Source organism: Paraburkholderia sp. RL17-373-BIF-A, assembly GCF_046030175.1.
Taxonomy (GTDB): Bacteria; Pseudomonadota; Gammaproteobacteria; order Burkholderiales; family Burkholderiaceae; genus Paraburkholderia.
This window is the reverse complement of record NZ_JARESO010000002.1, coordinates 271,481-289,273: the sequence shown is the minus strand read 5'-3', so window position 1 is coordinate 289,273 and position 17,793 is coordinate 271,481. Positions and strand designations below refer to the sequence as shown.

The following is a 17,793-nucleotide window of genomic DNA, read 5'->3' as shown; positions in this document are numbered from 1 at the left end:
GCAAGCCTCAATGCGCCACGTTGACCGCAAGCTTCGCGAGTGCAAACAGCGTCGCGCCGAATCCGGCAGCGAGGACTACCGCGACTAGCGGCAACAGGGGCAGCTTGACGCCCGCCATATCGGCCTGATGCGACGCGCCACGGCGGATGCCGAAAAAACTCCACAGCACGATTCGCGTCATCTTCAAGAGGTTCATGGCATCACCTTCAAGGCAGGGTTGTTGTATCTCACGCGATAGTCTGAGCCCGTCAGGTCACGCATAACAGTAGCAGTTGCGATCAATTCCAGCGCAGCAGTCTTGCGCGACCGACCGTCCGCCGGGCCGCCGGTTCACTCACCATCTGCTAGCGTGTTTTCAGCGGCATCTGCTGCTTTTCAGCGTCCACCATTGCCTCTATCGTTCGCCAGAAGCCCTCGGGGCAAGCGCGGCACAGCAGGTGCCGCCGATGCGACCACGGCTCCTTCCACGAAACCGACGCTCAGCCAGACTGCGCCATGTAGGGCGGTAGTCGCACCGGACCATGTACCAATACACCGAGTTTGACAAATCATTCGTGCGCAGCCGCGCTGCGCAGTTTCGCGACCAGATCGAACGCTGGCAGTCCGGCAAGCTCAGTGAGGACGACTTTCGTCCGCTGCGTCTTCAGAACGGCTGGTATGTGCAGCGGCATGCGCCGATGCTGCGCGTGGCGATCCCATACGGAGAGTTGTCGAGCAGGCAGCTGCGCATGCTCGCCCGGATTGCGCGCGAATACGATGAACCGGAGGCCGAGGTCTACCGGCTCGCCAGCGAAGCGCAGCGTAAGCTCGGCACCGTCCGCTTGCCCACGAACTATGCGCATTTCACGACGCGCACCAACGTGCAGTTCAACTGGATTCCGCTCTCGAAGGCCGCGGACGTGATGGACTTGCTCGCCAGCGTCGACATGCACGGCATTCAGACGAGCGGCAACTGCATTCGCAACATTTCCTGCGACGAACGCGCGGGTGTCGCGCCTGATGAAATTGCCGACCCGCGTCCGTTCGCCGAAATCATGCGGCAGTGGACGACCCTGCATCCCGAGTTCGCCTTCCTGCCGCGCAAGTTCAAGATCGCGGTCACCGGTGCGAGCGAAGACCGCGCCGCGACGGACTGGCATGACGTCGGCCTTCGTCTGCTGCGTAACGAGGCGGGCGAACTGGGATTTCGCGTCACGGTGGGCGGCGGGATGGGCCGCACTCCTGTTATCGGCACCGTGCTGCGTGAGTTTTTGCCGTGGCAGCACATCATGAATTACATCGAGGCGGTGGTGCGCGTCTACAACCAGTACGGCCGCCGCGATAATAAGTACAAGGCGCGCATCAAGATCCTGGTGAAGGCAGAAGGTCAACGTTACATCGACGGCGTCGAGGAAGAGTTCCGCCAGATCGTCGAGCTCGACGGCGGCCCTCACACTATTCCGCTGGCCGAACTCGAGCGCGTCAGCGCGTGCTTCGCTCTACCCCAACTGCCTTCCGTGGATGCGCCGGTCGACCTCGAAGCGATCGCAACGTCAAACGACGTGGCCCTCGAGACGCCGCAATTCGAGCGCTGGCTCGAGCGCAATGTCGCGCCGCACAGGAACCAGCGCTTGCGGATTGTCACGCTGTCGTTCAAACGCCTTCTGCAAGCGCCCGGCGACGCATCGGCGCAACAGCTCGACCGCGTAGCCGACCTGGCCGAGCGGTTCTCGGCGGGCGAAGCGCGTGTCACGCACACGCAGAATGTCGTGCTGCCCTGGGTGCATGTCAACGACCTCCTGCCGCTCTGGGAAGCCGCGCGCGAGGCAGGACTCGCGAGCGCCAACGTGAATTTGCTGACGGACATGATCGCTTGCCCGGGTGGCGATTTCTGTGCGCTCGCCAATGCCCGTTCCATTCCGGTTGCTGAGGCCATTACCGAGCGCTATCAGGATCTGGACGAACTCAACGATATCGGCGAAATCGATCTGCATATCAGCGGCTGCATCAATTCGTGCGGCCATCACCATAGCGGGCATATCGGCATCCTCGGTGTCGACAAGGATGGCAAGGAGTGGTACCAGGTGACGTTGGGCGGCTCGGACGGTTCGAGCGCCAGTGGCCGCGCGCAAGCGGGCAAGGTCATCGGCCCGTCGTTTTCCGCCGTCGAGGTGCCCGAGGTCATCGACGCGCTGCTGTCCGCTTACCTCGACATGCGAGCGACGGTTGGCGAGAGGCGCGAGTCGTTCATCGAAACGGTTCGACGGGCAGGCATCGAACCGTTCAGGACAGCCGCGGATCGCGTGCGCACGCTCATGGAGAAAACGGCATGAACGGCATGACACGTATCAGGTTGCTCACGTTGCCCGAGCATGCATCGGACCCGTCCCGGCAAGTTGTCTCTCTGGCAAACGACGATGACCCGATCGAGCAAAAAGACGCAATCGCGACTGCTGCGCGCGTGGAGTTGCACTTCCCTAGTTTCACCGACGGCCGGGCATACAGCCAGGCGTATCTCCTGCGCCGCCGCCTGGGTTTCAAAGGCGATCTGCGAGCAACAGGCGACGTGCTCGTCGATCAGTTGATTCAGATGGAGCGAACCGGCTTCTCAAGTGCGGTACTCAAAGACGGCATCGATCCAGAGGACGCGCAGCGCCAACTCGACCGCTTCCCGGCGTTTTATCAGGGCGATGTTATTCACGATGCGCCCTTTGTGCGACCAGGTGCCGGGAACAAGGATGAGTGACGGCGCAAGAGACATGCGGGTGGTATCTACAAGCACCGCAATATCTGGGGACTACTGCGTAACGCAAATTGTGTCGCGAGATAGCGGATCGCCGCCAGATGCATTTTCGGGAGCTTGTCCGTCCCGACTCGCTCTCGCACGCCTCGGTCAAAAGTGGACCGTATTGGCGATGATCGCATTGCGTGAGAAGCCTCTGCGCTTTGCCGAGATCAGACGTCGATTAGACGGTGTCTCCGACAAAATGCTTTCTCAGACGCTGAGATCGATGGAAAGAGATGGGCTTGTCGAGCGATACGTCGACGACCAGCATCCGGCGCGTATCGAGTATCGCTTAAGTCCGCTCGCTCGCACCGTGCTGCCGATTGTCACCGAGTTGAAGCGATGGGCCGAATGTTCCATCGACTCCATCGAGGCCAGTAATCACGCGTATGACCATAAGATCGGACGGTCCACGTGTCAGGCCGTTTCATAGGCGCTGGACATATCACGGTTGGCATGCCAATCAATCCAGCGCCCTGCTACAGCAACTACACACTACGCGATCGATTAACGACCGTAATTCACAACCGGAGCCGAGTACGAACTGTTCGTCGTGTCCGAACCGCCGCCTGCCTGCGACGAACCATTGGTGGCCGAACCGTAACCGCTCGTCTGAGCAGCGCTCTTTTGTGCGGCGACACGTGCTTCAGCAGCCTGAATGTTCGCCGGATAATCTTCGTCGTTTGCGGTGCCCGGGTTGTAGCCCGCCTTTTCCAGCTGGATCAGTTCCGCACGCACCTGAGCGCGCGTAACCGGCTGATTCGATTGAGCAAAAGCGGCGAGCGGAGCGGAAATGAGAGCGGCGATAACAACAGCTTCGATCAGGGATTTCATGATACCTACCTCCAGAGATTGTTTTTTGCCATGCTGCGAACCTGTGTCCGCAGCGTATGGATACAGTCTAGGAGTCAATGTATATAGGGTAAACCCCAAATCACCTAATTCACTGTTGCGACAATCGCGCTAATTGGGGTGCGGCAGCGAGGTTTCGGACCTGTGACGGCGCCAGTTCACCAGCATTTCGGCCGCCCGTCGCCTGCCGGTCGCTTCGCGGACTCGCGCCGAAACGTGCGCGATACGTCCGCGAAAAATGCGAGGGCGACTCGAACCCGCACGCCACGCAAATCGACGTAATCGACATGTCGGTCTGTTGCAGCAACTCGCGCGCACGCGTGAGGCGCAACTGCAGATAGAAATGCGTCGGCGTGTCCTTCAGCGAGGCACAGAACAACCGCTCCAGTTGCCGGCGCGTCACGCCGATTTCCTGCGCGAGTTGGTCCGGAGCGAGCGGCTCCTCCATGTGCTGTTCCATCACGCCGATCACCTGAATCAGCTTGCGGTTGTGCACGCCGTAACGCGCCGCGATCTCCATGCGCTGATGGTCCGAGCGCTGCCGGATACGGCTCACCACGAATTGCTCCGAAACGGCGGAGGCCAGCGCGGCGCCATGCTCGCGGCCGATCAGGTCGAGCATCATGTCGATCGACGCCGTGCCGCCCGCACACGTAATGCGGCGCGCGCCGATCTCGAACAGTTCCTGGCTCGCATCGAGCGACGGATAGCGCTCGCGGAACGCCGACAGCGCTTCCCAATGCACGGTCACACTGTCCGCGCCGCCGAGCAGCCCGGCTTCCGCGAGCACGAAACTGCCGGTGTCGATCCCACCGAGCGTCGTACCCGCGCGCTCGAGGCGCTTCAGACAATCACCCAACGCGCGCGTGTAGCAGGCGAGCGGCTCGAAGCCCGCGACGACAAAGAGCGTCCGCGCCGCGTCGATGTCGCCGATGGCGGCATCCGCGTTGATCGAAATGCCGTTGCTGGCGGCCACCGGCGCGCCGTCGAGACTCAGAATGCGCCAGCGGTACAGGTCGCCGCGAAAGCGGTTCGCCACGCGCAACGGCTCCACCGCCGACATGAAACCGATCGCCGAAAAGCCCGGCAGCAACAGGAACGACATATCTTCGGGCATCGTACTCAGACTCGATCAGGAGACAAAAAACGCGGGCGCGGGCGGTTCCCGGCGAGCGTAGCAAGCAGCAGCCGGGCCGGCAAGGCACGCCAAAATTCGCGCTTAGACCCGATGTTGCATCGCAAGGCGGGCGACGCAGGTTTTCCCTCATTGTCGCGTGGAAGCAAGAACGGGTCGCTGGCGGTCGCTTTGGCTGGAATATGGGGCATTAACGTTACGTCATTCGTGCAGTTCAGGCATCACACACACAGGCCCTATCGCATGTCCGGGGGCCGCTTCGCCTGGTTTCGTTTGCTCAGGCGAAGCGGCCCGGTTCGAAACACGCTATCACCCGTGTCAGAAGAGGGAACGTCATGAAGTTACGCATCAAAGCCCTGCTCGCCCATCTTGCATGCGTCTCGGCCGCCGCCGTTACCGCACTCCCGGCGTTCGCTCAGGATCCCGCTGCCTGCCGCGCGGTGCATTTCGCCGACATCGGCTGGACCGATATCACCTCGACCACCGCGCTCGCGTCGACCGTGTTCGAAGGACTCGGCTATCAGCCGGTGACGACCGTCGCCTCCGTGCCCATCTCGTTCGCCGGTCTGAAGAGCAAACAGCTCGACGTGTCGCTCGGCTACTGGTGGCCGGTGCAGGAAAAGGCGATCGCACCGTTCGTCGATTCGAAATCGATCCAGGTGCTGCAGCCACCTAACCTCACCGGCGCCAAGGCCACGTTCGCCGTGCCGAGCTATGAATACGACGCGGGCCTGAAGACTTTCGCCGACATCGCCAAACACCGCGATCAACTCGACGGCAAGATCTACGGCATCGAACCCGGCAGCAGCGCGAACGCGGCGATCCTGAAGATGATCGCCAACAATCAGTTCGGCCTCGGCGGCTTCAAGCTGATCGAATCGAGTGAAGCGGGCATGCTGGTCTCGGTCGATCGCGCGATCCGCGAGAAGAAATGGGTGGTCTTTCTGGGTTGGGAACCTCATCCGATGAACATCCAGATCGACATGAAATATCTCACCGGCAGCGACGGCGTATTCGGCCCGAACGACGGCGAAGCACGCGTTTATACGCTGACGTCCCCCGACTTTCTGACGCGCTGCCCGAACGCCGGCAAGCTCGTGAGCAATCTGCGCTTTTCGACGCAGCTCGAAAACGTGGTGATGCAATCGGTCATGAACAAGGAAAAGCCCGCCGATGCCGCCAAGGCGTATCTGAAGAAAAACCCGCAAGTACTCGATGCCTGGCTTGCCGGCGTGAAAACCTACGACGGCAAGGAAGGCTTGCCCGCGGTCAAGGCCTATCTGGGTCTCTGATCCCGAGCGTTGCGCATTTCATCCACAGGAACCAGTTCGCATGAATCATGAAGTCATCGTGACCTGCGCGGTCACCGGCGCAGGCGATACCGTCGGCAAGCATCCGGCCATTCCCGTCACGCCGAAGCAGATTGCCGAGGCCGCCATCGAAGCCGCGAAGGCCGGCGCCACCGTTGCGCATTGCCATGTGCGCGATCCGAAAACGGGACGCGGCAGCCGCGATCCGCACCTGTATCGCGAGGTGGTCGACCGGATTCGCTCGTCGGGCACGGACGTGATCATCAACCTGACGGCCGGCATGGGCGGCGATCTGGAGATCGGTCCCGGCGAAGACCCGATGCGCTTCGGCGCGAACACGGATCTGGTCGGGGGTCTCACGCGCCTCGCGCATGTCGAGGAATTGCTGCCGGAAATCTGCACGCTCGATTGCGGCACGCTCAATTTCGGCGACGGCGACTACATCTATGTATCGACGCCCGCGCAATTGCGAGCCGGCGCGCAGCGTATCCAGGAACTCGGCGTCAAGCCTGAGTTGGAGATCTTCGATACCGGCCATTTGTGGTTCGCCAAACAATTGCTCAAGGAAGGTCTGCTCGACGCGCCGCCGCTGTTTCAGATTTGCCTTGGCATTCCCTGGGGTGCGCCCGCCGACACCACGACCATGAAAGCGATGGCCGACAACCTGCCGCCCGGCGCGCAATGGGCCGGCTTCGGCATCGGCCGCATGCAGATGCCGATGGTCGCGCAGGCGATGCTGCTCGGCGGCCACGTGCGCGTCGGCCTCGAAGACAACATCTGGCTCGACAAAGGTGTGCCCGCAACGAACGGCACGCTGGTGCAACGCGCGGTGGAAATCATCGAACGGCTCGGCGCACGCGCGCTGACGCCCGCCGAAGGACGCCGCAAGCTCGGTCTGCCCGCGCGTGGCGAGCGTCAATTGGAGCGGCGCGCGGTGGGACAGTACGCTTAGTCGATTGCGAGAGTCGCACCGCGCGTTCGATGCAACGCGCTTCTTTCTGAACCAGACAACACACAGGCAAAAAGGAAACGTCAGCAATGGCAGTGATCGTCGATATCAAAACATTCGCGGCAATCGGCGTGGGCGTGATCGGCAGCGGCTGGGTGGCGCGCGCGCTCGCGCACGGGCTCGATGTCATCGCGTGGGACCCGGCGCCGGGCGCCGAGAAGCAGTTGCGCGATAACGTCGCGAACGCATGGCCGGCGCTGCTGCGCGTGGGGCTTGCCGAGGGTGCGTCGCCCGAGCGATTGCGCTTCGTCGATACGATCGAGGCCTGCGTCGGGCAGGCGGATTTCATTCAGGAAAGCGCGCCTGAGCGCGAGGAGTTGAAGCTCGCCTTGCACGAGCAGATCAGCCGCGCGGCGAAACCGGATGCGATCATCGCTTCGTCGACGTCGGGTCTGTTACCGAGCGATTTTTACGCGCGGGCGGTCAATCCGCAGCGTTGCATCGTCGGGCATCCGTTCAATCCGGTGTATCTGCTGCCGCTCGTCGAAGTGCTGGGCGGTGAAAGCACCGCGCCGGAAACCATCGACGCCGCGCTGCGGGTGTATCGTGCGCTGTCGATGCGGCCGCTGCGCGTTCGCAAGGAAGTGCCGGGCTTTATCGCCGACCGCCTGCTCGAAGCGCTGTGGCGCGAGGCATTGCATCTGGTCAACGAAGGCGTCGCGACCACCGGCGAAATCGACGACGCGATCCGCTTCGGCGCGGGCATCCGCTGGTCGTTCATGGGCACATTCCTGACGTACACGCTGGCGGGCGGCGATGCGGGCATGCGCCACTTCATGCAGCAATTCGGACCCGCGCTGGAGCTGCCCTGGACTAAACTGGTAGCGCCGAAGCTAACGGACGAACTGATCGACCGGGTCGTGGACGGCACGGCCGAGCAGGTCGGGCCGCGGTCGATCAAACAGCTCGAACGTTACCGCGACGATTGCATTACGAGCGTGCTGGCGGCGATTGCGGAGGCGAAGGCGCGGCATGGAATGCTGCCGGCTGACTGAGGGGGACCGCGCGGAAGGACCGGAAGGCGCGCAAGGACCAAAGAGCACGGAAACGGCGGAAGGGCCGCGCGTACTCAAGGGCGTGGAAGCCACAGATGGCACGCCACCCGCGTCACGCGTCAGCGACGCATGACCCCGCCCCCAGCCGCCGCCTTTGAAACGAACTACGGAGACGATTGCCGATGCCGCAACCCGCTGCCCTGCCTAGCTATCGCGACACGGTGCGCGCCGAATGGGTCGATTACAACGGCCATTTGCGCGACGCGTTCTACATGCTGATCTTCAGCTTCGCGACTGACGTCCTGATCGACCTGATTGGTTTGCCGGACGCAGTGCGCAAAGAACGCCAGCGTTCGATCTACACGCTCGAAGCGCATATCAACTATCTGCACGAGATCAAGGAAGGCGCGCAAGTGCGCGTCGACATGCGCTTGCTCGGGCACGATGCGAAACGGCTGCATCTGTACCTCGAGATGTTTGCCGGCGATGGCGACGAACCGGTGGCAGCAGGCGAGCAGATGTTGCTGCACGTGGATACCAGCGGCCCGCGCGCCGCCGCATTCGATCCGGACGTCGCGGCGCACGTGCGGGCATTGGCCGACGCTCATGCCGCACTGCCGCCCGCCGCCTTCGCCGGCCGCGTGATCGGCTTGCCCGCGACGACAAAGCCCAGTGGGAGTGGACATGCTTGAGCCAGAGATTGCCGCGTTCATCAAAAGAACCGCCGCGATTTATCCGGGGCATTCAACTTCGTTGACGCCAGCTGAACAGCGCAAGATTTACGACCGCTACGCCGCGGCACTCACTCCTGCGTTGCCGGATGAGGTCGTGACGCAGGACGCCGAATTCCAAACCGGCGCGGGCCATTCGATCGCGCTGCGGCTGTACCGCAACCGTGCAAGGCATCAGGAGGCGTCGCGTGGCGCCGTGCTGTACTTTCACGGCGGCGGCTTCGTGCTCGGCTCGCTGGACAGCCATCAGATCGTGACCGCGCGCCTTGCCGCGGACACCGGTCTCGATGTGATCGCAGTCGACTACCGGCTAGCCCCCGAACACCCCGCGCCGGCCGCGCACGACGATTGCATGGAGGTCACGCTCGCCGCTTTGGCAGGGCGCTTGCCGTTCGATCTGCATGCCGGCGCGCCGCTGCAACTGGCAGGCGACAGCGCCGGCGCCACGCTCGCAGCCAGCGCGGCGATGCGGCTGCGCGACGAGGCCATTCAAGGCGTAAGCGGCCTCGCTCTCGTCTATCCGATGCTCGGCACCGAACCGCAACTGCCCGCACGCGAAACCGAAGCGCAGGCGCCGATGCTCAAGCTGGCCGACGTTCATGCGTTCCGCGATCACTATTGGGGCACCCATCCGCCCTACCCCGCGTGGACGATCCCTCTCGATGCGACGCGCTACGACCGCCTGCCGCCGACGCTGGCGATCGGCGTCGAACATGATCCGTTGAGGGACGACGCGCGCGTGTTTGTCGAGCGTATCAACGCGGCCGGTGGCGAGGCGCGGCTCCTGATCGGCGCCGGGCTCGTGCACGGATGCTGGCGCGCCATCGAATCGAGCCCCGGCGTCCAGAGGTTCCACGAAGAGGTATGCCGTTTTCTGTCCACCCATGCGACGCCGGCGTCGTCCGCGGCTCATTAATTCGAGTTCAGGCCACCCGATAGTCGGTCGCAACGGCCACCGCTTTCAACTCATGGACTATCAGTTTGGACGGCGGCGTGGCGAGCGTGCGGGCGCCTTGCGCAGTGCGCGATCGGCGGGCGTGTCCGGTGCCGGCAACCGCACGGTGAAGGTCGTGTGAATGCCTCGTATCGAACTGCACTCGATGCTCCCGCCCAGCAGCTCCGTCGCGCGCCGGCAGAACGCGAGTCCCATGCCAGCGCCACTGCCATGCCGCTTAGTGGTGAAGAAGGCGTCGAAGATATACGGCAGGACATCAGGCGCGATGCCCGGTCCGGTGTCGCGGAATTGCAGCACGCAGAAGTCCTGATCCTGAACGGCGCTGATCGTGATCTCGCCATCGCCACCCACGCGAATGGCATGCAACGCGTTTTTCAGCAGGTTGAACAGCACGTAAACCACGACCGTATCCGAGCCCGAAAAAGACATGGCGGGATCGATGGGTATCACCGTGACACGCTCACGCTCGCCGCCGCTGAACGGATACCGCTCCAGCGCCGACATCACGCACTGGTGCACGGAATGCCGGCTGAAGCCGCCGCGGTCCAGTCGATCGAGCGTGAAAGACGCGAGCGCCATTTCGACCATCGCGCTGGTGCCGGAGACTTCGCGCCGGATCGCCGTCGCAAGCTGGCCGATGCGCTCGGATTGTCCGGACTCGTCGTGATCGTCATACAGCCCGTGCGTGACGGCCGTCCGGTAGCCCTTGAACACGTGGCCCCATACGCTGGCGATTTCGTCGGCGTGCATGCCGATGGTCGCGAGCGGCGTCGAGATCTCGTGCGCGATGGTCGCCGCCACGGCATACGGGTGAATCAGGTGATACCGGACGATGGTGATCGCCAGCAGCCCAAGGCTCAGGCCGATGAATAGCACGCCCGGCGGATAGAACCCGAAGCCGTAGTTGACCGCGTAATCCATCGCGGCAAACGAGTACAGGCAAAGGCTCGCCAGGCACAGATCCAGACGCCGGCGCGCGTCGCCCTCCGCCTTCTGGCGCGCGGCGAGCAGAAGCTGTGCGCTGCGCCCGGCCAGCAAGACGGTCTGCACGACATGCACGGGATGCAGCGGCCCCGCGACCGGATAGTAGCCGAAGAAGAAGTGCTGATAGCCGGCCACCACTTCGTTACCGGGCAGCAGTATCGCGAGAACGAAACACAGACCGTACGACGCGAGCAATATCGGCCGCTCACGGCGCTGCGCCGCCACCTCCGTCACGAAGTGGTAGAACGTTGTCGGCAGAAAGAGAATGAAGAGGTAGCCGAATCTGACCAGCAGGTCCGCGGTCTGCGGGTTTTCAGTCTGAAACAGCAGCGTCCATGCGCCTTGCCAGGCGAAGGTCGCGACGCACATCAGGATGAACGGCGTGAATAGACGCGTCGCGCCCTGCGTAATCAGGACGTACAGTGCGAACACCACGAACATCGCGGACACGAAGGCAGGCGGAATGGCGTACATGTGGCTCAACGTGTCGGCAAACTTTAGCGGGTCCGCTCATTCCGCCATTGCGCGAAGGTCACGAGGTCGAGGCCCACGTCGGCCCTGTCGATCGGGGTCCAGCAATAGAAAACGTCATCCCAGCCCGGAATGGTCCGCGGCGTCAGCGTCCTGACGGTCATGCCGGAGCGATACGCCAGGTTCGGCCAGAAGATCGGCATCACCTCGCGCACCGCCATTTGCTTCAGGAGTTCGGCCGGGCCGTCCTCGTCCGCGACGATTTCGCCTTGGGAAATCCAGTCGTTCTCAGCCCACGCGACGAAAACACTCGAGTTGCCGGCGCGATCGAACATCAGAATGGCGTCCTGTTCCGGGCGCCAGTAGTACTCGACGATACCGTTCGCGGCCACCACCTCGTCGATGACCTTGCGCGTTCGCGAGTCGCAATACGTCATGCCGTTCTCGCCCAAGGCCAGCCAGCCGCCTTCCGAACAATGCCGGATTTTGGCGTCCTTCAGGAAATGGGCCAGCCGGTTAGCGGAGTCGGTATCCGTCTTTCTCAGGTATAAATCGACGATTCCCGCGTTAAAGGCTTTGACTGCGACGGTTTCGTCCGCGACTCCGGTCAGCAGCACTTTCGCGCAGCGCAGATTGGAGATGGACGAGAGGAATTCCACGCCGTTCATGCCGGGCATGTCGAAATCCACGACCACCGCTGCTACTTCCGCGAAACGGGAGCGGCGGGCCAGGATGTCCCGTTCCGCGGCGGTTTCCATGTAGCGCTCAAAACCCGTCTCGCTCACGCATGCCGACGCCGGCGCGAACTCCAGCGAATTTTCGCGAGCATGCTGACGGATGAAGGCAAGCGCGGTTTGCGGCCGCGTAAAAAACAGATTGGTGGCGGTGTCCGGAAAGAAACGCCGCAGGGCGTCGAGGTAGCTGTCGTTGTCATCCACGAAAACAACCGTCGACGGATAGATAACAGGTGGTCGGATAAAATTGTTCATATTTTCACGTGGTTCGTCACGCCCCCGCTGGAGGACAACCGCGGCAGGCCGCCCGCCGTAGGGTCACAGCAACCCGCACGGCAGCGCCCTATTTGCCGCCTCCGGTTCCCGCATGTTCGCATATGGAACATTCCGGCGCGCCTCGGACCTGCTTATAGGCAGAATTCTCTCACGCCGGTCGCCAAGGCGGTTTTCCGCTGAACAATATAGTACAGGGCCTTGACACCGATCGTGCGAACTCGCCACGGCGATCAACGGCAGCGCTTATGCGTTCTGGGAATCCGCGATAAAGAGCCGCCCTTTACGGCCGCGACGCAACCTCGTCCAGATGCTCCAGCAGATCGGCGGGATCGTCGTAGACCCGCAGTGCGCCCGCCCGTTCGAGTTCCTCCGTGCCGTACCCGCCCGACAGCAAGCCCACACCCAGCGCACGACAGCGCCGCGCCGCGAGCATGTCCCAGATGCTGTCGCCGACCACGACCGTGTTTTCGACCGGCACGCCGAGCCGCCCGGCCGCGGCGATGAACAGATCCGGATCCGGCTTTGCATATTTGACGTCGTCGCGCGTCACGACCACCGCCTCCGCGGGATCGACACCCAGCGCCTCCAGATTGAGCGCCGCCGTCTCCATGCGGCCGCTCGTCGCCACGGCCCACGGCGTTCCGGCTTGCGTCAGCGCGTCGAGCAAGGCCCGCGCGCCCGGCAGCGGACATACCTGCGCGCGCAATCGCTGATAGGCAGCGGCGTGAGCATGACGAAGACGCTCGACCCGCTCGGCGCTGATTTCACCGTGCGTTTCCCGCAGAAGCTGATTGGTGAAGAGCCCGCCGCTCATGCCGATCTTGCGGTGAATTCGCCAGACCGACAAGGGAATGCCTTCGCTGTCGAGCGCTTCTTTCCAGGCCAGCACGTGCTGGTAGACGCTGTCGACCAGCGTTCCGTCGAGATCGAAAAGGAAAGAGGTCTGGATCCGCATGGTGTGCTCCTGTTGATGACTCCGTTCGCCAATATGCCATGTCCCGGGGTTCGCCGGTCGCGCGAATCCGGCCTCGATTCCCTTGACCCTCACGTAGCGTAAGGTTCTAACCTCCAAGGTGCACACTGACCGGAGGCTCGAATGCTGTTGAAAGTGGGAGAACCTGCGAAGCGCAGCGGACTGACCGTCCGCACGCTTCACCACTACGACGCAATCGGACTGCTCACAGCTTCGGCACGTGCTGAGAACGGCTACCGGCTCTACGACCGCAACGACGTCGCCCGGCTTCATCAGATCCAGGCGCTGCGCCGTTTCGGACTCGCGCTCGCCGAGATTCACACCTGCCTGACGCAACCGGAGACGCCGCTGGTGTCGATCGTCGCGCGGCAGATCGCCATGCTCGACAGCCAGATTGCCCAGGCGAAGCGCTTGCGCGAACGCCTCGTCGACCTGCACGGCGTGTTGCTTGACGGCAAGGAACCGGAGCTGACCGATTGGCTTATCACGTTGGAGTTGATGACCATGTACGACAAGTATTTCTCCGAAGACGAACTCGCACGCATGCCGATGTACCGCAATAGCCAGACGCCGAACCCGGAATGGACCGAACTCATCGGCCAGGTCCGCACCTTGATGGACAGCGGCGCGCCACCCGAGGGCGACGAGGCGCGCGCCTTGTCGATGCGCTGGATGACGATGCTCGTGCGCGACACGAATGGCGACGCGCGCCTGCTCGCCAAGCTGAATCTGATGCACGACAACGAACCGTCGATGCAGACGCACGTCGGTATTTCGACGCAGTTGCGCGACTACGCGCTGCGCGCCTTTAGCGAAACCAAGCTGCTGATCTACGAGAAGTATCTGTCGCCCGAGGAGATTCGCTTCATGCGCGCCAATTACGGCAAGCGCGCGATGGAATGGCCGCAACTGATGGCCGACGTGCGCGATGCGATCGACGCGGGCGTCGGACCGCAGACATCGCGAGCGCGCGAGCTTGCGCTTCGCTGGCTCGAACTTTTCAGAAGCTACGCGGGCGACGATCCACGTACGCAAGCCAAGTTCCGCCATGCGCTGCAAACGGAGCCGGAGTTGATAGCCGGCACATGGGCGGATGAAACGCTGCTCGCTTTCATCCGCGAGGCGATGGCGAACGTTGCGCAGCCGCTTTGATGTGACGAGCGGCTTCCCGTCGATTTCGGCCGGCCGGGAGTTCAGTGGTCTGAACTGGGTCGATTCTCGCGCTGTGCTGTTCATGCTAGCCTCGTGACTTCCAATTACAGGACGTCGCATGAACACACGTCGATTGCGCCTTCATGGCCTGACCCGGCGACGCACGATCGCGATGCTTGCCGCGTTATTGACCATTTCGACCAGCCTGAATCACTCTGCCCTCGCGCAGACTGAGAACACGACTAGCGTCGAGTATTCCGGCTCAGTCGGCGAAGCGAAGGTCGGCATGACGCTCGTGCTGCATGGGAAGGTGGTCGGCAAAGGGCATTACTTCTACTACCGCTACCTCAAGGACATTGCACTGACCGGCCAAAAGTCCGGCAGCGATCTGACGTTGCAGGAAGCGAACGGCACGTTCAACCTGCACTTCGTGGGCAATGGATCGAACGGCGCCCAGCCACTCGATTTTTCCAATAGCGTGGGCCTTGCCGGCAGTTGGACTGGCGGCGGAAAGACCTTGCCGGTCAAATTCACTCTCGAAGGAATGTCATTCGCAGATGCGAATGCCGGACACCGCTACGGGATGATCACCGACGAAACGGACGACGCATTCGAAGCACGCGCTCAGGGCTTCTATTTCGCCGCTTTGAAAGGCGACCCGAAGCAGGCGGCGCGTTTCGTGCACTTTCCGCTGCGTGTGAACTGGAGCGCGACACATCACGAGATGATAGGTTCGGCGAATCAGCTTGCCGCCGACTGGAATCGCATCTTCACGCCCAAGTATCTTGCGGCGCTACGTGACGCCGTTCCGCACGATATGCCGGTGATCAAGAGCCAGTACGCGATGCTCGGCGCCGGGCTCGCTTTCTTTACGGATAAGGGTGTCGAGGTTTTGAATGCGCAGCGGTAGGCGTTGCGCAGGGTAGAGAATCTTGCAGCGCGTGCCGCTCTCTCCGTCTTTACGCGCGGCGAGCGCGGTCGGACTTCATGGTTACGATCGACGTCGGCGCGCAATGACTAAAGGGTGCCGTCGCCGACCTGACCGTGATGCGTAATCGACGCGCCGCCATTTCGGCGGCGCGTCGATCGTTTTCAGCGCTTATTGGACTGCTTATTAGCGCGCTAGTTGAGCCGCTTATTGGCCCGTGTAACCGAGCGGAACAGTCGCATTGGCCTTGGCAACCGTGGCGTTGTTCGACACGATGTACTGCGGCACTTCGGTGAGGGTCAGCGCGACCTGGCCGTTGGTGTAGGCAACCGTGCTGACATTGCCGTAACCATCGATCTTCGTCACATTGCCCGACGTGCCAGCGTTGTCGACCTGCAGCGAATAGCTGGTCGAATAGCTCTGGCTATACGTGCCGTTGCTCGTCGGCCACTGCGCGTTGTTGTGCGTCCACGCCGCGGTCACGACTTTGCCGTTGCCCAGTTGCTGGAACCCGTACGCAAAGACTCCGGCAGGCGCGCTCTTGATGCGGCCCAGGGTATTCGTGCCGTCGAGAACACGCGTCATCGTTGCGAAGGCCATCGCTTCAGGCTTCGGCGAAAGGTTCGTCGCACCGAACGCGCCTTGTGCGTTGTTCAGGTCGAAGAACGAGCCGTATCCCACTTCGCCCGGATAGTCGGGACCGTAGAACAGAGTCGTGACCTGTGCACCGCCGCCCAGCACGATGATATGCGCCCGCACGCCGACCGCCGCATGCGCGAACAACTGGTTCTGCGACGGCACATTCGGACCGTAGTTAAGACCCGGATCGTAGCTCACGCCGGCTTCCGTGAAGAAAAGCTTCATATTCGGCTTGCCTGCCTGCATGACCGAACGCAGTTGCGTCATCTGGTTGTCGAGCGCGTTGGCCTGGTTCGCCGGATTCGGATCGGAGTCCTGCAATTCAGGCGGATGGGCCGGGTACGTACCCGCATTCCAGTAGCCATGCGTTGAGACTGCATCGATGTAATTCCACAGACCGAGTGCGCCGAACTTCTGCAGATAACCCGTCGTACAGGTGTCGCAATTCGCGGCGAACGGATTGCCGGTGCCCATCACGACTGCATTCGGATCGGTCGAGTGAATGCCCTGGTAAGCAGCCTTGTACATGGCGACGAAGTTCGCGTCGCTATCCGCCCAGCCGAGGCTCGGTTCCCAGGTTACCTGATAGTAGTTCTTTTGCTGATTCGGGTAATTGGCGGCGCGGATCAGGCTCGTATCGGTGCCGACCTTGCTCATGAAGGTCTGGAACTCAGGCATGTTCGACGGCGCATAGTAGCTGTCGTTGAACTGACCAGTCTTCGAATCCCACGCCGGCAGTCCATCGAGACGCACGATACGCATCTGATCAGGATTGGCCTTGTAGAACGGATCGAGGTCGTTCACGTTCGGCGTATACGTATTGGGACCGTTGGGTTCCATGGCCGATACCTGACGGTCGTCGATCGTCCACGAGATGCCCAGAGCGTGCAGCGCGGCGATGTTGCCGTTGAAGCCCTGCATGCCGAAGCGGTGCTGATCCTGATGCGCATAGGTCACGGTGCCCAGTGCCGAACTGAGGTTCGGCAACACGCCGAACGTCGCGATACCGACCGGCCGCGTGCCGCTTCTCGGCAACGTGCCGCCGTTCGAACGCAAGGTGGCGGTGAGTGCGCCATAGCCGGACCACGTCGACGTACACGGAATCGTGCTGGTCTGTACGCCTGCCTTGACTGCAAAACTGCCTTGCGTCTTGATCGCACCGTTGGAATCCGCTACGGACCAGACGACGGTATCCGCGCTCGGTGCGTTCGTGGTAATCGCCAGCTTGAACGGGGCGTTGTTCTGGAACACGCGCAGGCCGTCGGTGGTGGGCGTGTCGGCGCTGATCACGCCGTTCGCGGTTCCGCCGGCCGTTTGCGTCGGCGCGCTGCACGACATGGCCGAGCCGCCCGGCGTCGGGGACGGCGTCGCGCTCGGAGTCGGACTCGGCGCGGGAGTCGGCGTCGGGGTCGGTGTCGGCGTGGGCGTCGGGGCCGGGGCCGGAGTCGGCGTGGGAGTCGGCGTGGGAGTCGGCGTGGGCGTCGGCGTGGGGGTCGGGGTCGGGGTCGGGGCCGGAGTCGGCGTTGCGGCAACCGCTTTAACCCAGCAAGACTTGCCATAGCCGAACGCGGGGTCCGACTGCGACACTGCGCCGACGTAGCAGCCGACACCGTTGCTGAACGTGCGCGGCGCGCTCAACATCACCGAGGGCGAGGTGGGCGGAACCGCACCGAACACCACCGAACCCGTTCCGAGGAATGAGCACTTGCCATTTTCCTGCGCACACAACTTGTATTGCTGCCCTGAGACCGTGATGGTGCTTGCCTGAGCCTGCGCGCTTTCCGCGGCAAACGATGCCAACACTGTTGCCGATGCAACGCCCAATAGTTTCAAGTATCTCGTCATTGTCCGTATGTTTCGCTAAAAGCAGGTTGTCCCCGAGAAT

The 17,793-nt window shown here is 62.5% G+C and carries 17 protein-coding genes; 10 read left to right on the top strand and 7 right to left on the bottom strand.

Annotation, left to right across the window (positions count from 1 at the left end; translation table 11 throughout):
- Positions 1-7: 7 nt before the first annotated feature.
- Positions 8-196, bottom strand: a complete 189-nt coding sequence (locus P0D80_RS03285) for a DUF2970 domain-containing protein (RefSeq protein ID WP_408174962.1) — start codon at positions 194-196, stop codon at positions 8-10.
- A gap of 325 nt (positions 197-521) precedes the next feature.
- Between P0D80_RS03285 and P0D80_RS03280 the strand changes: the two genes are divergently transcribed.
- Genes P0D80_RS03280 through P0D80_RS03270 form a run of 3 tightly spaced genes read left to right on the top strand, consistent with a single transcriptional unit; the run spans position 522 to position 3,197 of the window.
- Positions 522-2,312, top strand: coding sequence for a nitrite/sulfite reductase (locus P0D80_RS03280; protein ID WP_132377722.1), 1,791 nt, complete (start codon positions 522-524; stop codon positions 2,310-2,312).
- Positions 2,309-2,725: a DUF934 domain-containing protein gene (locus P0D80_RS03275; RefSeq protein WP_132377723.1), complete on the top strand. Its 417-nt coding sequence runs from the start codon at positions 2,309-2,311 to the stop codon at positions 2,723-2,725. Before P0D80_RS03280 ends, P0D80_RS03275 begins: the two co-directional genes overlap by 4 nt.
- Complete coding sequence (locus P0D80_RS03270) at positions 2,670-3,197, top strand: winged helix-turn-helix transcriptional regulator (protein ID WP_408281133.1); 528 nt, start codon at positions 2,670-2,672, stop codon at positions 3,195-3,197. Before P0D80_RS03275 ends, P0D80_RS03270 begins: the two co-directional genes overlap by 56 nt.
- Positions 3,198-3,271: 74 nt before the next feature.
- Here P0D80_RS03270 and P0D80_RS03265 read toward each other — a convergent pair whose 3' ends face one another.
- Together P0D80_RS03265 and P0D80_RS03260 are read right to left on the bottom strand one after the other, a co-directional pair.
- Positions 3,272-3,598 carry a DUF4148 domain-containing protein gene (locus tag P0D80_RS03265; RefSeq protein WP_408174965.1) on the bottom strand — a complete coding sequence of 109 codons (327 nt, stop codon included), beginning with the start codon at positions 3,596-3,598 and terminating at the stop codon, positions 3,272-3,274.
- A gap of 109 nt (positions 3,599-3,707) precedes the next feature.
- Positions 3,708-4,733 carry a GlxA family transcriptional regulator gene (locus P0D80_RS03260; protein WP_408281129.1) on the bottom strand — a complete coding sequence of 342 codons (1,026 nt, stop codon included), beginning with the start codon at positions 4,731-4,733 and terminating at the stop codon, positions 3,708-3,710.
- A 353-nt stretch (positions 4,734-5,086) separates the two neighbouring features.
- Between P0D80_RS03260 and P0D80_RS03255 the strand changes: the two genes are divergently transcribed.
- The 5 genes from P0D80_RS03255 (at position 5,087) to P0D80_RS03235 (ending at position 9,712) form a co-directional block, all read left to right on the top strand.
- On the top strand, positions 5,087-6,043 hold the full coding sequence (locus P0D80_RS03255) for a choline ABC transporter substrate-binding protein (protein ID WP_408281126.1): 957 nt from the start codon (positions 5,087-5,089) through the stop codon (positions 6,041-6,043).
- Positions 6,044-6,083: 40 nt separating this feature from the next.
- Positions 6,084-7,013, top strand: coding sequence for a 3-dehydrocarnitine:acetyl-CoA trimethylamine transferase CdhC (cdhC, locus tag P0D80_RS03250; protein WP_408281123.1), 930 nt, complete (start codon positions 6,084-6,086; stop codon positions 7,011-7,013).
- A gap of 86 nt (positions 7,014-7,099) precedes the next feature.
- Complete coding sequence (locus P0D80_RS03245) at positions 7,100-8,065, top strand: L-carnitine dehydrogenase (RefSeq protein WP_408281120.1); 966 nt, start codon at positions 7,100-7,102, stop codon at positions 8,063-8,065.
- A 182-nt stretch (positions 8,066-8,247) separates the two neighbouring features.
- The gene (locus P0D80_RS03240) at positions 8,248-8,757 is read left to right on the top strand and encodes a thioesterase family protein (protein WP_408281117.1); all 510 of its coding nucleotides are present in this window, start codon (positions 8,248-8,250) and stop codon (positions 8,755-8,757) included.
- Positions 8,750-9,712 (top strand): alpha/beta hydrolase, encoded by a 963-nt coding sequence (locus P0D80_RS03235; protein ID WP_408281114.1) that lies wholly within the window; start codon positions 8,750-8,752, stop codon positions 9,710-9,712. The genes P0D80_RS03240 and P0D80_RS03235 overlap by 8 nt, the downstream gene beginning before the upstream one ends.
- Before the next feature lie 60 nt (positions 9,713-9,772).
- Here P0D80_RS03235 and P0D80_RS03230 read toward each other — a convergent pair whose 3' ends face one another.
- The 3 genes from P0D80_RS03230 to P0D80_RS03220 all read right to left on the bottom strand — a co-directional run bounded on the left by P0D80_RS03230 (position 9,773) and on the right by P0D80_RS03220 (position 13,171).
- The gene (locus tag P0D80_RS03230) at positions 9,773-11,209 is read right to left on the bottom strand and encodes a sensor histidine kinase (protein WP_408174975.1); all 1,437 of its coding nucleotides are present in this window, start codon (positions 11,207-11,209) and stop codon (positions 9,773-9,775) included.
- 23 nt (positions 11,210-11,232) lie between these two features.
- The gene (locus P0D80_RS03225) at positions 11,233-12,195 is read right to left on the bottom strand and encodes a response regulator (protein ID WP_408281110.1); all 963 of its coding nucleotides are present in this window, start codon (positions 12,193-12,195) and stop codon (positions 11,233-11,235) included.
- Positions 12,196-12,496: 301 nt separating this feature from the next.
- The gene (locus P0D80_RS03220; RefSeq protein WP_408281108.1) at positions 12,497-13,171 is read right to left on the bottom strand and encodes an HAD family hydrolase; all 675 of its coding nucleotides are present in this window, start codon (positions 13,169-13,171) and stop codon (positions 12,497-12,499) included.
- A 141-nt stretch (positions 13,172-13,312) separates the two neighbouring features.
- Between P0D80_RS03220 and P0D80_RS03215 the strand changes: the two genes are divergently transcribed.
- On the top strand, positions 13,313-14,341 hold the full coding sequence (locus P0D80_RS03215; protein ID WP_408281105.1) for a MerR family transcriptional regulator: 1,029 nt from the start codon (positions 13,313-13,315) through the stop codon (positions 14,339-14,341).
- Between the two features lie 118 nt (positions 14,342-14,459).
- Positions 14,460-15,251: a hypothetical protein gene (locus P0D80_RS03210; protein ID WP_408174978.1), complete on the top strand. Its 792-nt coding sequence runs from the start codon at positions 14,460-14,462 to the stop codon at positions 15,249-15,251.
- 225 nt (positions 15,252-15,476) lie between these two features.
- Here P0D80_RS03210 and P0D80_RS03205 read toward each other — a convergent pair whose 3' ends face one another.
- Complete coding sequence (locus P0D80_RS03205) at positions 15,477-17,753, bottom strand: hypothetical protein (protein ID WP_408281102.1); 2,277 nt, start codon at positions 17,751-17,753, stop codon at positions 15,477-15,479.
- Positions 17,754-17,793: the final 40 nt, after the last annotated feature.

Bases quoted from the DNA above. Each gene is read 5' to 3' on its own strand.
- P0D80_RS03285 (WP_408174962.1), bottom strand. From the start codon at position 196: ATGAACCTCTTGAAGATGACGCGAATCGTGCTGTGGAGTTTTTTCGGC.
- P0D80_RS03280 (WP_132377722.1), top strand. From the start codon at position 522: ATGTACCAATACACCGAGTTTGACAAATCATTCGTGCGCAGCCGCGCT.
- P0D80_RS03275 (WP_132377723.1), top strand. From the start codon at position 2,309: ATGAACGGCATGACACGTATCAGGTTGCTCACGTTGCCCGAGCATGCA.
- P0D80_RS03270 (WP_408281133.1), top strand. From the start codon at position 2,670: ATGTTATTCACGATGCGCCCTTTGTGCGACCAGGTGCCGGGAACAAGG.
- P0D80_RS03265 (WP_408174965.1), bottom strand. From the start codon at position 3,598: ATGAAATCCCTGATCGAAGCTGTTGTTATCGCCGCTCTCATTTCCGCT.
- P0D80_RS03260 (WP_408281129.1), bottom strand. From the start codon at position 4,733: ATGCCCGAAGATATGTCGTTCCTGTTGCTGCCGGGCTTTTCGGCGATC.
- P0D80_RS03255 (WP_408281126.1), top strand. From the start codon at position 5,087: ATGAAGTTACGCATCAAAGCCCTGCTCGCCCATCTTGCATGCGTCTCG.
- cdhC (WP_408281123.1), top strand. From the start codon at position 6,084: ATGAATCATGAAGTCATCGTGACCTGCGCGGTCACCGGCGCAGGCGAT.
- P0D80_RS03245 (WP_408281120.1), top strand. From the start codon at position 7,100: ATGGCAGTGATCGTCGATATCAAAACATTCGCGGCAATCGGCGTGGGC.
- P0D80_RS03240 (WP_408281117.1), top strand. From the start codon at position 8,248: ATGCCGCAACCCGCTGCCCTGCCTAGCTATCGCGACACGGTGCGCGCC.
- P0D80_RS03235 (WP_408281114.1), top strand. From the start codon at position 8,750: ATGCTTGAGCCAGAGATTGCCGCGTTCATCAAAAGAACCGCCGCGATT.
- P0D80_RS03230 (WP_408174975.1), bottom strand. From the start codon at position 11,209: ATGTACGCCATTCCGCCTGCCTTCGTGTCCGCGATGTTCGTGGTGTTC.
- P0D80_RS03225 (WP_408281110.1), bottom strand. From the start codon at position 12,195: ATGAACAATTTTATCCGACCACCTGTTATCTATCCGTCGACGGTTGTT.
- P0D80_RS03220 (WP_408281108.1), bottom strand. From the start codon at position 13,171: ATGCGGATCCAGACCTCTTTCCTTTTCGATCTCGACGGAACGCTGGTC.
- P0D80_RS03215 (WP_408281105.1), top strand. From the start codon at position 13,313: ATGCTGTTGAAAGTGGGAGAACCTGCGAAGCGCAGCGGACTGACCGTC.
- P0D80_RS03210 (WP_408174978.1), top strand. From the start codon at position 14,460: ATGAACACACGTCGATTGCGCCTTCATGGCCTGACCCGGCGACGCACG.
- P0D80_RS03205 (WP_408281102.1), bottom strand. From the start codon at position 17,753: ATGACGAGATACTTGAAACTATTGGGCGTTGCATCGGCAACAGTGTTG.